At 63.0% G+C, this 15526-nt stretch carries 13 protein-coding genes; 3 read left to right on the top strand and 10 right to left on the bottom strand.

Annotated elements, in window-relative coordinates; all coding sequences use genetic code 11:
- Position 1: 1 nt before the first annotated feature.
- From MTX19_RS24260 to MTX19_RS24295, 8 genes are all read right to left on the bottom strand, one after another.
- Positions 2 to 1042, bottom strand: coding sequence for a 2-hydroxyacid dehydrogenase (locus tag MTX19_RS24260; RefSeq protein ID WP_280979640.1), 1041 nt, complete (start codon positions 1040 to 1042; stop codon positions 2 to 4).
- On the bottom strand, positions 1035 to 2615 hold the full coding sequence (locus MTX19_RS24265; protein ID WP_280979641.1) for an FGGY-family carbohydrate kinase: 1581 nt from the start codon (positions 2613 to 2615) through the stop codon (positions 1035 to 1037). The genes MTX19_RS24260 and MTX19_RS24265 overlap by 8 nt, the downstream gene beginning before the upstream one ends.
- A gap of 2 nt (positions 2616 to 2617) precedes the next feature.
- A complete protein-coding gene (locus tag MTX19_RS24270; protein WP_280984872.1) occupies positions 2618 to 3727 on the bottom strand; it encodes an ABC transporter ATP-binding protein in 1110 nt (369 codons plus the stop codon).
- Between the two features lie 23 nt (positions 3728 to 3750).
- Positions 3751 to 4854: an ABC transporter ATP-binding protein gene (locus tag MTX19_RS24275; protein WP_280979642.1), complete on the bottom strand. Its 1104-nt coding sequence runs from the start codon at positions 4852 to 4854 to the stop codon at positions 3751 to 3753.
- A 4-nt stretch (positions 4855 to 4858) separates the two neighbouring features.
- Positions 4859 to 5716, bottom strand: coding sequence for a carbohydrate ABC transporter permease (locus MTX19_RS24280; protein WP_280979643.1), 858 nt, complete (start codon positions 5714 to 5716; stop codon positions 4859 to 4861).
- Between the two features lie 16 nt (positions 5717 to 5732).
- A complete protein-coding gene (locus tag MTX19_RS24285) occupies positions 5733 to 6659 on the bottom strand; it encodes a sugar ABC transporter permease (protein ID WP_280979644.1) in 927 nt (308 codons plus the stop codon).
- 114 nt (positions 6660 to 6773) lie between these two features.
- Positions 6774 to 8213 carry an extracellular solute-binding protein gene (locus tag MTX19_RS24290; RefSeq protein ID WP_280979645.1) on the bottom strand — a complete coding sequence of 480 codons (1440 nt, stop codon included), beginning with the start codon at positions 8211 to 8213 and terminating at the stop codon, positions 6774 to 6776.
- A 22-nt stretch (positions 8214 to 8235) separates the two neighbouring features.
- Positions 8236 to 9225, bottom strand: a complete 990-nt coding sequence (locus tag MTX19_RS24295; protein WP_280985504.1) for a sugar-binding transcriptional regulator — start codon at positions 9223 to 9225, stop codon at positions 8236 to 8238.
- 192 nt (positions 9226 to 9417) lie between these two features.
- On the opposite strand from MTX19_RS24295, the gene MTX19_RS24300 reads away from it, so the two are divergent.
- The 3 genes from MTX19_RS24300 to MTX19_RS24310 are packed head-to-tail and all read left to right on the top strand — an operon-like array spanning position 9418 to position 12597.
- Complete coding sequence (locus tag MTX19_RS24300) at positions 9418 to 10698, top strand: FGGY-family carbohydrate kinase (protein WP_280979647.1); 1281 nt, start codon at positions 9418 to 9420, stop codon at positions 10696 to 10698.
- Positions 10695 to 11555 (top strand): TIGR01459 family HAD-type hydrolase, encoded by an 861-nt coding sequence (locus MTX19_RS24305; RefSeq protein ID WP_280979648.1) that lies wholly within the window; start codon positions 10695 to 10697, stop codon positions 11553 to 11555. Before MTX19_RS24300 ends, MTX19_RS24305 begins: the two co-directional genes overlap by 4 nt.
- A gap of 10 nt (positions 11556 to 11565) precedes the next feature.
- Complete coding sequence (locus MTX19_RS24310; RefSeq protein WP_280979649.1) at positions 11566 to 12597, top strand: class II aldolase/adducin family protein; 1032 nt, start codon at positions 11566 to 11568, stop codon at positions 12595 to 12597.
- Between the two features lie 49 nt (positions 12598 to 12646).
- On the opposite strand, the gene MTX19_RS24315 is transcribed toward MTX19_RS24310, so the two are convergent.
- Both MTX19_RS24315 and ugpC read right to left on the bottom strand, forming a co-directional pair.
- On the bottom strand, positions 12647 to 14287 hold the full coding sequence (locus MTX19_RS24315; protein ID WP_280979650.1) for a choline dehydrogenase: 1641 nt from the start codon (positions 14285 to 14287) through the stop codon (positions 12647 to 12649).
- A gap of 118 nt (positions 14288 to 14405) precedes the next feature.
- Positions 14406 to 15515: a sn-glycerol-3-phosphate ABC transporter ATP-binding protein UgpC gene (gene ugpC / locus MTX19_RS24320; protein WP_280979651.1), complete on the bottom strand. Its 1110-nt coding sequence runs from the start codon at positions 15513 to 15515 to the stop codon at positions 14406 to 14408.
- Positions 15516 to 15526: the final 11 nt, after the last annotated feature.

Here is a 15526-nt window from a genome sequence, read left to right on the forward strand (position 1 = left end):
TTCAGCACGGATTGAGCGGCGGTTCGCCGGCCAGAAAGCGGCGAACCTCCTCTGCCGCCTGGTCGGCAGCAAACGTCACGGTGCGCACGGAAGCGCCGGCGATATGCGGCGTCAGCGTGACATTGGGCAATTGCAGCAGCGGCCAGTTGGCCGGCACCGGCTCGACCGCAAATGTGTCAAGCATCGCGCCGCCAAGCCGTCCTGCGGACAAGGCTTCGTAGAGCGCCTCATAGTCGACCAGTGGGCCGCGAGCAGTATTGATGAAGAACGCATCCGGCTTCATCCGTGCGAGCGCCGCATGGTCGATGAATCCGGTTGTCTCGGCCGTCACCCTTGCGTGCAGGCTGACCACGTCGGCACGCGCCAAAAGGTCTGCCAGGGCCACATGCTCGACGCCGTCGTTACGGTCCTGCGCAGTGAGCTGAACATAGGGATCGGCCACCAGGACCTTGCAGCCGAACGCCTTGAGCAACTTCACCACTCGGCTGCCGATCGCGCCATAGCCGACAATACCGACAGTCATCTCGCCGAGCTCGCGCCCGGTACGGTCGGCGCGATAAAGGTCGCCGCGCCATTCACCGGCGCGCAAGGATTCATGTCCGCCCCGGATCAGCCGCGTCTCGGCCAGAATGGCGCCGATCGTGAACTCGGCCACCGCGCTGGCGTTGCGGCCTGGGGTGTTGACGACAAGCACCCTGTGATCCCGCGCGGCCTGCATGTCGATATTGACGGGGCCACCCCGCGAGACCGCGATGAATTTGAGGTTCGGCAATCGCTCCAGCATCGATCGCGAAATCGGCGCCAGATGGGTCACAAGCATCGGCGCGTCAGCGATGAAGTCGGCAATCTCCTTTGGATCGCCCATGAATTCCTTCAATCCATCAAGCTTGGAGCCTGCATAGCCATGCTCCATCGGCTCGTCTGGCCATGGCTGCTCCAGGACGCGAATATCGATCGCGCCGCCGCAGGCCGCGGTGATCCGCTCGGCAAAGACCGACGGCAGCATGAAGCGGTCACCGATGATGGCGATGGTGCTAGACATGGCTACCTCCTGCACGCAGCGCCGCGAGTTGTTTCCAGACGGGCCGCGCGGCCAGCCTTGCGTCGAGATAGGCCGGGAACATCCGGGAATAGTGCGAAGCCAGATCCAGATCGTGTGTTTGCGCCGGGTTGAGACAAGGCTTCACCCAATCCTCGGCGCACGCCGCCATGTCCGGATATATGCCGGTGGCAACCGCAGCGATCATGGCAGCGCCCGCTGCGCCGGCTTCGCCGCGGCTGCAAACGCGGACATTGCACTCAAGTGCAGCGCCCAGGATGGCGCCGAGCGCGCGACTTCGCGCCGCACCGCCGGTGATCCGCAAGTCACGCGGCAACGAGCCCATGGCGGCATAGCAATCACGTGCGGCGAAGGCGAGCCCTTCCATCACTGCTCGCATCAGGTCCCAATAGCCGTGACGCGAGCGCAACCCCAGGAATTGGGCACAGGCTTCATGCGAGACGAACGGACCACGTTCGCCCGCATCCGAAATGAATGGATGGAACAGCAGTTCACCGGGCCGCGCCTCCAGCACTCGCTCATCCAATCGCCGGATCAGATCGGCGCGCGATCGCGTCACTCCCTCCGCGGCCAGGAGGTCGCGTGCAAGATCGATTAGCCAATCGATGTTCAGCGTTGCAGCCATATTGGACTGCATCTGCGCATAGTGACCGGGGACAGGGAACGGCATGGTATAGCCGGTGGCCTCGGCATTCAGAACGACCGCATCAGCGGTTGGTGTCAGCCGCATGTGCATGCCGGTTGAACCGATGATGGTGCAGCCGACGTCCGGCGCCGGATCGTACAGTCCGGCCCCCAACGCATTGCAGATCACGTCGACATAACCGAGCGAAACCGGCACGCCCTGCGGCAGTCCGGTCTCCCGCGCGGCCCCGATGCTTAGCGGATGCGTCGTCGAGACACCGTCGACGACCTCGGGAAAAAGGGCCGTACAATCGGTGATGCCAATGAGCCTCGCAGTTTCCACATCAAAGCCGCGCTTGCGGAAATTCCCGCACGTAAAGCTCGCTTCCGACGGATCGGTCGCGCGCTGGCCGGTGAGCAGAAAATAGAGCCAGTCCTTGCAGTGAAAGGCCGTCCTTGCCCGCGACAGCGTCTCGGGCGCGTGGTCTTGCAGCCAGGCCAGCTGGGCGCCCTGCTGGCAGGCATTCAACCCCGAGCCGGTCCGCTGATAGAGCGCCGCGTTGCGATCGCTGGAGCGGATGTCCTCCACCAGGCCCGCCGCTCGGGAATCCAGCCAGAGCAGCGCGGGCGCGACCGGACGACCATCGTCATCGATGAGCCATGTGCCGTCGCCCTGCCCTGTGACTGCGATCGCCGCGATCCGCGACGCGAAATCCGGCACAGCCGCCGCCAGACCACGCAACGCCGCAACGGTGTCGTTCCAGGTCCGGGCCATATCCTGCTCGACCCGTCCGCCCGGCGACGTGCTGTACGTATTGGGCAGCGAGAAGTCGGCGAGCTGTCGCCCTTCTCGCGTGAAGGCGACGGTCTTGATCAGGGATGTTCCGGCATCGATGCCGATGATCACGTCGCGGCTCTGCGGGATGGACATGGTCAGACTGCCTCCGCATGGCGAATGCAGGCTCCGTCGGCGCCGAAAATATGAAGATGCTGCGGCTCCAGCGCGAACGAAACGATGTCTCCAGGCCGCGCCGCGACTCGGCTCGGCGTTACCGCGATCAGGACGTTACCCGCGCATTCGCCGGCGACATGCGATTGGTCGCCCAGCCATTGATTGGACATCACGCGTACCCGCGCCTCGCCCGCTCCAACCGCAATCTTCTGCGGCCGGATACCGACACGAACCCGCTTGTTCTGCTCAAGCACTCGCCGCGCGCTCTGGTCGAGCGTGCCGCCCGGAAGGTGGAATGTCATGTCCGAGCCGACCGACAGCCGGAACCCACCATCCGCGGCCGCCACATCCGTCTCGAGCAGGTTCATCGGCGGCTCGCCGATAAAGCTTGCCACGAACAGGTTCGCAGGTCGGCTCTTCAATTCCTTTTCACTCGCGAACTGCTGGAGCACGCCGTCCTCCATCACGGCGATGCGGTCGGCGAGCGCACTCGCTTCTGTCTGATCATGCGTGACGAAGATCGCGGTCATGCCGCGCTCGGCCAGCAGGCCCTTGATCCGCCCGCGCAGCACGGCGCGCAGCTGAGGCTCGAGTTGTCCCATCGGCTCGTCGAGCAGATAAAGATCCGCGTCGCGGACCAACGCCCGCGCCAGCGATACACGTTGCTGCTGGCCGCCCGAGATCGAGCGCGGATACATGTCGAGCGTATCCTCGATCTCGACCAGCCGCGCGATCGCATCGACACGGCGCGAGGCCTCGCTGTACGAAAGCTGCTGCGCCTTCAGCGCAAAGGCGATGTTCTCGCGAACCGTGAGCGGCGGGTAGAGCGAGTAGCCCTCGAAGGCCATCGCAACCTTGCGCCTGGCCGGCGGCAGTTCGTCGATGCGCCGCTGGCTCAGCGTAATCGCTCCCGAGGTCACGCTTTCAAAACCTGCAATCATGCGCAAGGTCGAGGTCTTGCCGCAGCCCGAGGACCCCAGGAGCGCTACGATCTCGCCCTTTCCCACTTCCATATCGAGTGCGCGCACGGCGTGGACGGGCGGTTTGCCGCGACTGCGGTAGACTTTGTCGACATTCCGGATTTCGAGCATGCCCATTGTTCACTCCGCTCTCCTCAAGCCGCCTGTCGCCGATCGGGCTGACCGACGCGGAGCCCGGTCGCGCGATCGAACAGGAGCGCGGCCTGCGGCGCGAACCGAACGAATACATCCTCATCGGCACTTCCCGGCGAGGCATCCGGCGGTAGCGCGGCCAACCATTCGGAGCCGTCGGCGAAGCGCAGCAGCAACACGGCCCGCTCGTGCATTGGTGTGATCGCAACGATCCGGGCGGGAATGGTGTCATCGCCAGGATCGCGGCTGATCGCAAGATCATCAGGACGAACACCGAGCCAGCATGGACCATGATTGGCCGGCTGATCAGTCGAATCGAGCCGCACTCTCGTCCCCGCTATCTCGGCGCTCAGACCCCCCTGCCCGACCCGAGGCTCGACTTCGGCAAGATTGATGCTGGGATCGCCAAACAGCCGCGCGACCGCGACCGATGCCGGCCTTGCATAGACCTCCTCCGGTCGCGCGAGCTGAACAAGCTGCCCGCGAACCAGGACGGCGATCCGATCCGCAATCGCCATCGCCTCGCGATAGTCCTGCGTGACATAGAGAACCGCAGCGGAGCTCCGGCGCAAGAGGCTCGGCAACTCCAGTCGCATCTCGTAGCGAAGCTTTGCATCGACGTTGCGAAGCGGGTCATCCAGCAAAAGCACATCCGGATTGCCAATCAGAGCGCGCGCGAGCGCAGTGCGCTGCTTCTGCCCGTTCGACAACTCGCGGGGCATGTGGTCAAGGACATGCTCGATCTTCAGAAGCTTGCTGATCGACTTGACCCGCGAGGTGACGTCTGCATCACCTGCCTTCTTGCGCAGGCCGCTTGCGATATTGTCGCGCGCCGTCATGTGCGGAAATAGCGCAAAGTTCTGAAAGGCCATGCCGACCCCGCGCCGCTCCGGCGGCGCGCCGACGATCGACCGACCGGCAACCAGGATATCGCCTTCGTCGGGCTCGTACATGCCCGCGATCATGCGCAGCAACATGGTCTTGCCGCTGCCCGACGGTCCGAAAACCGCGACGATTTCGCCGGGTTCGACGGTGAAGGACAATCCGTCGGCACAACGAACCGGACCGAACGACTTGCCAAGGGCGTTGATGTCAAGACGCGCCATGCCTTCAGCCCTTCACCGCACCGAGCGACAAACCTTCGACTAGATAACGCTGCGCGTAAAGCGCGAGCAGAAGGGTCGGCGTGACTGACAGCACGATCGCTGCCGCGATCTGTCCATATTGGATGCCGGACGCCGTGACGAACGCCAGCGCACCTACCGTCACCGGTTGCTTGTCGGCGGATGCCAGGATCAGCGCGAAAACAAAATTGTTCCAACAGAAAATGAAGGACAGGAGGCCCGCCGCCGCGATGCCAGGACCTGCGAGCGGCACTGCGATCCGCGTAAACGTCTCGCGCCAGGAATGTCCGGCCAGGCGGTAGGCGTGCTCAATGTCAGGGCTGATATCCTCGAAATAGCCGCGCACGATCCACAGGATCAGAGGCAGCGCGATCAGCTGATACACCCAGACGATGCCGAAGTAAGTGTCGCTGAGCCCGAGCTCCTGGTAGTAGAGCGACAACGGCAGCAGCACGAGCAGCGGCGGCGCGAAACGAAACGACAGCAGCGTGAAGGCGATGGACTCACCGAGGCGGAACTTGAAGCGAGCGAAGGCATAGGCCGCCGGCACGCCGAGCAGCAGGGCCAGGATCACCGCCGCGCTCGACAGCACGAAGCTGTTCATGAGGTTGCGCATGAAGGAGATCTCGAGGTTACCAGCCGTGGTACGAAGCTGCCCCGAGATCAGCGCCTGGTAATTGGCAAGCGTCGGCTCGAACAGGATGCGCGGCGGGATCCGCAGGATCTGTTCATTGGTCTGGAACGACATCAGGAAGATCCAGACGATCGGGAACATGAAGAACACCAGCACGAGTGCGAGCGCCACGCCGCGGAAGATGCGACCCGCCAGACTGGAATGATCCATCGCCGCCTCCCCGTCCTTATGCGTGACCATGGGCGCGCGCACGCAGCCGCAACCAGTTCTTGATGAAGATATTCGAGAGGATGTTGGTGACCAGCCACAGGATCATCAGCAACGCCGCCGAACGTCCGACATTGGTGTACTGGAAGAACTCCAGATAGGCCTGGACCTGGAACACCATCAGCCGATCGCCGGGGCCGCCTTGAGTCATCGCATAGATGATGTCGAATTGCTGGATGGAATCGAGCAGGCGGAACAGCGACGCCGTGATGATGTAGGGCGCGAGCATCGGCAGCGTGATGCGGAAGAACACGAAGGTTGCTGGCACTCCATCCAGCGCAGCCGCCTCGAACGGCTGGCGCGGCAGCGAACGCAGCCCGGCCAGCAGCAGGATCATGATGAAGGGGGTGTAGACCCAGACGTCGACCAGCACCACCGTGAACAGTGCAGTCGACGGGTCGGACGCCCACTTGAAATCATGGACGCCGAACAGGCTCACCAGATAGGACAGGATTCCGAAACCCGGATTGGTCATCAGCTTCCACATCAGCGCAGCGATTGCCGGAGCCGTCATCAGCGGCAACAACAGCACGATCGACACCGCGTTGTGGAAACGGGTCGGACGCCGCAACAGCAAGGCGATCCCCAGGCCGAGCAGAAGCTCCAGCACAACGGTCAGCGCCGTGTAAACCAGCGATATCCGCAGCGTGTTCCAGAAGGCTGGGTCAGAGAGGAAGTCGATGTAGTTGTCGGCCCAGATGAAGCCGCGCAGATAAGGCAGGTTCAGCCGATAGCGCTGCAGCGAATAGACCGCCGCTGTCACGAACGGCACCAGGATGGCGATGCAGACGAGCAGAGCCGGCAGGCTCAGGACATAAGGCAGAATGCGTCCACGCGGCCTAGGGCTGCGGCGGGGGACCGCGTTCGTCTGAGAAAGCTGGACCATGCTCATGATGATAAGAGATCGCTTCTTCGCTGCAACATCGCCGGTCCGGATCGGCTTGCCGTCCGGACCGGCGGGTTGTCGTGGTGCGGAGGAATCATGGCACCACGCAAGACGTCACCCGAGGCCGGCCTGCTTGAGCTGGCGATTGATGCTGTCGGCGAGCTTGTCGAGGCCCTCGTCGACACTGACCTCCTTGGCCACCATCTTCTGCAACGATGCGGCCCATTCCGTGGTCAGGTCGAAGAACAGCGGCTGCGCCGTGAAGTAGATCTTGGCACCCGGCGACGAGACATCGTGCTGCTCGAGATAGCCAGGATATGACTTCGCGATACGATCGCGGAACTCGCTGTCCTTCCACACCGAGGCACGCACCGGGTTGACGAAGTCCATCTTGCGGGCACCAAACAGGTCGTGCTCGGTCGATGCGGCCCATTGCATGAACAGCCACGCCGCATCCTTCTGCTTGGAGAAGCTCGAGAGAGCGAGCGACCAGATCCAGACATTCGGCGTCGGCGCCTTGGCCGCCGGATTGGCGGCGAACGCAGCATAGCCGAGATGCCCCTTCTCCTTGTTATCGCCGCCGTTCATGAAGTAGCCGAGGATGTCGGCATCGAAGATCATGCCGGAGGCGCCTGCGCCGAGATCGGTGCCGACCTGATACCAGGTGTAGGTCGACCAGTTCTTCGGGCCCGAGGTCTGGATCATCTTGACCCACTTCTCGTGAAACTCCTTCGAGGCCTTGGTGTTCATCGCGGCCTTCAGCTTGCCGCCTTCCATCACGAAGTCTTTCTGGCCGAAGTTCGAATAGGCGGACAGGAAGCCGGGATGGATGGTCGCCCAGGAGCGCGAGCCACGCACGCCGATGCCGTACGGTCCACCCGCGTCCTTCGTGATCTTTGCGGCAACCTCGAGCATCTCGTCGAGATTTTTCGGCGGCTTGACGCCGACCTTGTCGAAGATGTTGCGGTTGTAGGTGATGTTGTTGAGCTCGTAGCCCCAGGGAATGCACCATTGCTTGGCCTTGCCTGAGCCGAGCTCGGAACCGGCAACACCGTCCCACGCCGTTGAGGCGCGCAGGCCCGGCAACACGTCGTCCCAGGCAAACGCCGGATTGGTCTTGGCAGGATCCTTGATGTAAGTGTTGAGGTCCTCGATCCAGCCAGCCGGACCATACGTCCAGGTCATGTAGGCGCCAGTCATGAAGGCGTCGTACTGGTCCGACTTCGACGACAGCGCCGCGGTCACCTTGTCGAAATAGACGTCTTCCGGAAAGATGTCGTACGTAACGTTCATCCCGGTGAGAGTCTTGAACGCTTCGAGATCGCCGATCATCGCATCGACGTAAGGATGCTTGTTCAGAAGCAGCTTGACAGACTTGCCGCTATAGGCCTTCCAGTTGAAGTCCGCGGCCATGGCCCGCGATATCGAGGACGCAAAGGCGGCATTGGCGGCGACGCCGGCGATGCCAAGCTTGGCAGCGCCATCCAGCAGATCACGCCGGCTGATGCGCTTGGCGGCGTAGGAATCGAATAGATTCTTCTCTCGATCGTACATTGTATCCTCCCATTGTGCGCGTTTACTTTCCCTTACGACCCTTGTTTCTGGTCTTGCCGGATGTTGCCTCCGGTTTCTCGGTAGCAAGTGCCTGAGCAGTCGCCTCATCGATAATGAGGCCGTGCAGGAAGCCGCTGCGCAGCACCGCGCGCAACGCAGCGACCTTTGCCAGTCCGCCGCCAATCGCGACGATGCGGTGTGTCCTGAGGTCCGCCGCCTCCATCGACGTAGCGCGTGCGGACAGATCGATGTCGAGGACCTGGCCGTCGGCGTTGAAGAAACGCCCGAGCAAATCGGCGCAGGCGCCGACACGCTTCAACTCGACGACCTCGTCCGGCTTGATCATGCCGCTCGAGACCAGGAACCCGTCGCTGTGAATTTGTCCGATGCCGACGAACAGCAACGACGCCCGGCGCGCCAGCGCAAACACCTCCGCAATGCCATATTGCTGCATCAACACGGCGCGGTCCGCGACCGAATTGGCGAATACCGGCACCGGAAGGAGGTAAGCCTCAGCCCCTGTCCGCTCCGCCAGCCGATGAATGACATCGAACGGATTGGCGGCGAACTTGCGGGTGAGACCGCCAAGCAGCGACACGAACTGCACGTCGCGGGCCGGCGTCTGCGGCAATTGCTCGACCACGGCTGCGAGCGTGCGCCCGTGACCGACGCCGATGATGTTGTGCTCGCCACGCTCAAGGGTCTGCCGCAGGAAACTCGCCCCCTCGAGCGCGAGCGCCTTCAGCGGCAGATCGCCCTCTCCGAGATCGGGCGCTACACGGCAGAAGGCGAGCCCGTAGCGTTCGGCCAGGGCGTTTTCCAGCGCCACGCATTCCGCCACCGGTCCCTCGACGAAGACGCGGATCATGCCTTCGCGGCTCGCGCGCGCGATCAGCCGGTGCGCCTTGGTGCTCTGGATGTTGAGCCGGTCCGCAACCTCGGACTGGGTGAGCCCAGCAGCGAAGTAAAGCCACGCCGCCCGTGTCGCGAGCGAGGCTTCGCCATCAATCATCGGCAGCCTGTCAGGAGAGGTAGCCACGCCACAAAAGCCCGCTTGCAAAAATATTCAGATACTGCAAAAAATTGCAGAGGCGGCTCGGGACGTCAATCCCCCAAACGTGCTGCAGTGCAATCACACGGCAATTGCGCTTTGGATGGAACAGTCGAACCAGGGTCGGCAGGTCGCCAATCGCGGTGAACTCGAATGACAGGTTTGTTCCTCGGAATTGACATCGGAACGGGCGGCGTCCGCGCCTGCACGATCGACGCGCGCGGCGATATCCAGGGAATGGAATCCACTGCTCTGCCGCCGCCTCGGCAGGACGGGAACGCGATCGATCAGGATCCGGAACTGTGGTGGCATGCAACCGTCGGCGCCATGCGCAAACTTGGCGGCAAAATCGATCTCGCACGTGTTGAGCGAATTTCGGTCGACGGCACCTCCGGTACCCTCCTCCTGATAGATGCCGCCGGCCAGCCGCGCACACCAGGGCTCATGTACAACGATGCGCGCGCCTCAGCGGAGGCGGCCCGCATCTTGGACGTTTCAGCTGCGGACAGCGGCGCTCACGGCGCGAGCAGCGCACTGGCTAAGCTGCTTCACCTGTTGAGTCACGCCGAACGTCGAGATGTCCGCTTTGCCGTTCATCAGGCCGACTGGATCGCCGGCCGCCTCGCCGGACGGCACGGCATCAGCGACGAGAACAACGCGTTGAAGCTTGGATATGATCCCATCACGCGGACATGGCCGGCCTGGCTCGATCGACTCGATGTGCCACGCGAATTGCTGCCGAAGGTCCTGGTGCCGGGAACGCCGTTTGCGGATATTGATCCGAGCGCTGCGGCAATGCTCGGCCTGCCGCGATCAGCTCGTATCGCAGCCGGAACCACCGATGGCGTCGCCGCCTTCATCGCCACGCGCGCCGACGCTCCGGGCGATGCCGTCACCTCGCTCGGCACGACGCTGGTGGTGAAGCTGCTGGCGGCAAAGCCGATCTTTGCCGCCAATCAGGGCGTCTATTCGCACCGGCTTGGCGAGAGCTGGCTTGCGGGCGGCGCTTCGAACTCAGGCGGCGGAGCGCTGCTGGCACATTTCACCGCCGCGGAGATGGAGCGGCTGACGCCGCAGTTGAGCCCGGAGGAACCGACCGGCCTCGACTACTATCCCCTTGCCAAACCGGGCGAGCGATTTCCGATCGCCGATCCGGCACTGCCTGCACGGGTCACGCCGCGTCCGCCTGAGGACCACCGCTTCTTCCAGGCTCTGCTTGAGGGAATCGCCTCGGTCGAGGCCCTCGCCTACCTGCAACTCTCCCGCCTCGGAGCGCCGCCGCTTCGCCGCGTCATCAGCATCGGCGGCGGCGCAAGGAACAATGCGTGGACCGAAATCAGGCATCGCCGTCTGGGCGTACCTGTAACGGTCGCTGAGCAAACCGAGGCCAGCTATGGCGCGGCCCTGCTCGCCCTGCGGGGCGGTCCGACATGAGAGACGGGCCGATCGAAATCGCAGGTCTTGGCACGATTATCGAGCATTTCGACCATGTGCTGCTCGATCAATGGGGCACACTTCACGAAGGCCGCTCGATCATCCCCTCGGCCCGCGAATGCGTGGCTCGGCTGCGCGATGCCGGCAAACGCGTGCTGGTGCTGTCGAATTCCGGTAAGCGCGCGCACGACAACGCGCAGCGGCTTGCCTCCCTCGGACTGCCAACGGAAGCTTACGATGGAATCCTGACGTCGGGCGAAGTTGCCTGGATCGGCCTCAAGGCACGCAAGCAAGCGCCGTTCATCGAACTTGGTCACGCATGCTTTCTGGTCACCCGCGGCGGCGACCGCACGATCGTCGACGGACTCGATCTCGATGTCGTGGCCGATATGGAGAACGCCGATTTCATTCTACTCGCCGGGCTCGACGATGCCGCGGCCGAACCCGAACAGTGGCGCCAATGCCTAACCAGAGCCGCGGCACGCGAACTACCGATGCTGTGCGCCAATCCCGACCTCACCATGTTCGGCGCCAAGGGATTGATTCCGGCACCGGGCGCATTGGCGCGCTTCTATGAGACACTCGGCGGACAGGTGACGTTCGTCGGCAAGCCGCATAGGCCGATCTTCACGGCGGCGCTCGAACGGCTGGGCCATCCGGCGCCGGCGCGCGTCCTGATGATTGGCGATTCTCTCGACCACGATATCGCCGGCGCACGCGCGGCCGGCATGTTGACGCTGTTTCTGCGCGCAGGGGTGCACAGGGACCGTCTTGTGGACGACAGATCCACGATGATCCAGGGGCCAGGAGGAAACGCCCGCGCTCCGAACTGGACGATGAAATATCTAGCCTGGTGAGATCCAAACCATGCAACAGCCCGCCCAACTCGATGACCTCCGTGACATGTCGGCGCGCGTCGGCAGGAACATCCTGCTCGTGCAAGGCGCCGGCGGCAACTCCTCAGTCAAGGACGGCGACGTGCTCTGGGTGAAAGCGTCCGGTACCTGGCTGGCGGACGCCAAGGACAAGGATATCTTCGTCCCGGTGTCGCTTTCCGCTGCACGCGCTGCGCTGGAGCGAGGCGACGAGCGCGTGCCGCTCGCTCCAGGCGTCAAAACGGCTTTGCGCGCCTCGATCGAAACCTCGCTCCATGCCCTCATGCCGCATCCAGTCGTACTGCATGTCCATTCCGTCAACACCATCGCATGGGCGGTGCGGACCGACGCCTCCGCTGAGCTCGCGCGGCGGCTCCACGGCTTGGCCTGGCGTTTCCTTGACTACTGTCATCCGGGATTGCCACTGGCACAGGCCGTGAGCGAAACCATTGCGCAGGACGCCGTCGACGTGCTGATCCTCGGCAACCACGGACTCGTCGTGGGTGCAGCAACCTGTGAAGCGGCGGAGGCGCTGGTAGCGGACGTTGAAGAGCGGCTGGCACTAGAGCCACGTGAGGCTCCGACGGCCGACCACAACGCGCTCGCGGCAATCTGCGCTGGAACGGAGTATCGCGCGCCCGAAGATCCGCGCTGCCATGGCGTTGCCATCGACCGTCATAGTCTATCGATCGCCACACGCGGCTCGCTCTATCCCGATCATGTCGTCTTCCTGGGGCCGGCAATGCCGACCTTGCAGGACGGCAAGAGTCTCCACGCTGCGGATTTGCCGCAGGGGGGTGGCGCGCCGCCCCCGGTAGCGGTTCTCGTTCCGGGCGTCGGCAGCATCATTCGCAAGGACGCGAGCCCCGGGGCGGAAGCGATGCTGACCTGTCTTGCACTGGTCACCAGCCGTCTGCCCACAGATGCTGAGGTCACCTACCTCACTGCAGAGAACGAGCGTGCGTTGCTCAATTGGGACGCCGAGCGGTATCGCCAGCAACTGACCGCCAATCGCTCAACTTGACCGCGTCGGCCGACCTTCGCTCTCGATGCTGACGAAGGACGAGCCGGCGTTACAGACTCGCCTGCAGCCTTGCTTCCGCACCCACTCGCGCTGCCGCCGCAAGGGGCTGCCGTTCGAGGATGAAGTCGGCACCCTTCTCCGCAATCATGATCGTCGGCGCATTGGTGTTTCCCGAGACCAATCGCGGCATGATGGACGCGTCGATCACTCGCAATCCCTCAATGCCGCGGACGCGGAGGCGCTCGTCGACAACGGCGAGCGGATCGGAACCCATCTTGCAGGTGCCGACCGGATGATAGATCGTCTCGCAGGTCTGCCGCACATAGCTGTCTATATCGGCATCCGACGTTGCGCGAGATCCCGGGGCATACTCGCCCCCACGATAGGGATCAAAAGCCTTCTGGGCGATGATCTCCCGGCCGATTCTGATGCCGTCGCGCATGTTGCGCACATCCTCCGGCGCCTCCAGATAGTTCGGCCGGATTGAGGGGTGTTGCAGTGGATCAGCCGACCTGATCATGATGCTGCCGCGGCTCTCGGGCCGCGCGATATTGAAGTAGGCCATGAAGCCGTGCTCGTTCACGATCTTGCGGCCATGATCGCCATAGATCAACAGGACGAAAAAGAACTGGAGATCCGGCGCAACGAGGTCGGGTTGCGATTTGAGAAATGCCATAGCTTCCAGACCGTGTGACGTCGCAGGACCTGTCTTGGTCAGCACGTACTGGATGAAGGCCTTCGTGGCCCCCAGCGGCTTGGTATGCTTGAGGAACGAGATCGGTTGGGTGCACCGCTGCTTCACACCGCAGGCGAGATGGTCTTGCAGATTCTGTCCGACCCCCTTTAGCTCATGGATGACCTTGATGCCGAGCGACCGCAAGTGGTCTCCGTCGCCAATTCCCGACAATTGGAGCAACTGCGGCGAGTTGATCGCGCCACCCGACAGGATCACTTCGCGGTCCGCCCTCAGGGTATGGACCTGGCCCTTCCTGATATACTCCACGCCAACGGCGCGCCCGCCTTCGACCAGGACGCGGGAGACGAGCGCCTTCGTGATCACCTTGAGATTGGAACGGTTCATGACCGGATGCAGATAGCACCGCGCGGCACTGGCGCGCTTGCTGTCCGCAATCGTGCTGTCGACAGGTCCGAAGCCTTCGAGTTCGGCACCGTTGAAATCGTCGTTGGCACGAAATCCTGCCTGTCTTCCGGCCTCAAACCAGGCCTTGGTCAGCGGATGGGTCAACTCCGGCAGACGGCTCGTCCGCAACGGACCATCGCCACCATGATAATCGTCGGCGCCAGCCTCGCGCCCCTCCGAACGAATGAAGTATGGCAGACAGTCGGCATAGGACCAGCCGCGATTGCCGAGCTGCGCCCACATGTCATAGTCGGACGCATGACCGCGGATATAGACCATGCCATTGATGGAGCTCGATCCGCCCAACACCTTGCCGCGCGGCCAGAACAGGACACGATTATCCAGATGCGGCTGCGGGTCGGTGTGATAGTGCCAGTCGACGCTTCCGGATTTCATCAGGGCGAGATATCCCGCCGGCATGTGGATAAACGGATTGGTGTCCTTGCCACCAGTCTCGAGCAGGACGACGTCATTCTCGGGAACAGCTGACAGACGGTTTGCCAAGACGCATCCGGCGGAGCCGGCGCCCACAATGACGTAATCCACCATGCTCTCCTCCGTCTTCTTATCCGCCGATGGCCGTCGGCTCGTGGGCAGCGGACCGCAATTGACCCGCCTATGGTTGCGCCTCATTTATTCGGCGAAGTCTGAGCTCCGGCCAGCGCAGCTAGGCCCGCATCAGCGTGCGCGGCCTGGTCTCGTCAGAACCGTTGATGACCTTGCCTGTCGCAGGGTCGAAGAGGCGAATCCTGTCGAGTGCGGGCACCAACCTGATCGCGTCATCCGGCGACAGCTCAAGGCGATCTTGTGTGATGGCGCAGACCTCCTGCCCACCGACGTCGGCATAGATGTGAATCTCGGGGCCGGTCGGCTCGACCACGGAAACCTTGGCGGGGATGCCCTCGTTGCCGGTGCCTGGCCGGAGATGTTCGGGCCGGATCCCGTATTTGACGACCTGCCCTGCGGTGACGTTCGCACCGGGGGGCAGAGGCAGCGTGACGCCGTTGGCACGCACGACGGCGCGTCCCGCCTCCGCGGCAACCTCACCGGTCAGGAAGTTCATCGAAGGCGATCCAATAAACTCGGCGACGAACAGATTTGTCGGACGGTCATAGATCTCGAGCGGCTTGCCGATCTGCTCGATATTGCCGTCGCGCAGGACCACGATCGTATCGGCCATCGTCATGGCTTCGATCTGGTCATGCGTGACATAGACGGTGGTCGTCGAAAGCTTGTGATGCAGCTCCTTGATCTCGGTGCGCATCTGTACGCGCAGCTTGGCGTCAAGATTCGACAACGGCTCGTCGAACAGGAACACGGAGGGATCGCGCACGATGGCGCGGCCCATCGCCACGCGCTGGCGTTGACCGCCCGACAGTTGCCGCGGCTGGCGATCGAGATAGGGTGTGAGATTGAGGATCGACGCTGCCCACTCCACCTTGCGCCTAATCTCCTCCTTCGGACGCTTCTTGAGCTGCATCGAGAACGCCATATTGTCGAACACGCTCAGATGCGCATAGAGAGCGTAGTTCTGGAACACCATTGCGATGTTGCGATCCTTCGGATGCAGTTCGTTGACAACGACGTTGCCGATGCTGATCTGGCCGGAGGTGATCTGCTCGAGGCCGGCGACCATCCGCAGCAATGTGGATTTTCCACAGCCGGAGGGACCCAGCAGCACGACGAATTCGCCGTTGGCGATGGAGAGGTCGATGCCGTGTAGAACCTCGAACCCGCCATAGGACTTGCGCACATTGCTGATCGTGACCGATGCCATGCCTTGACCTT

The sequence above is a fragment of the Bradyrhizobium sp. ISRA464 genome, assembly GCF_029910095.1.
Taxonomy (GTDB): Bacteria; Pseudomonadota; Alphaproteobacteria; order Rhizobiales; family Xanthobacteraceae; genus Bradyrhizobium.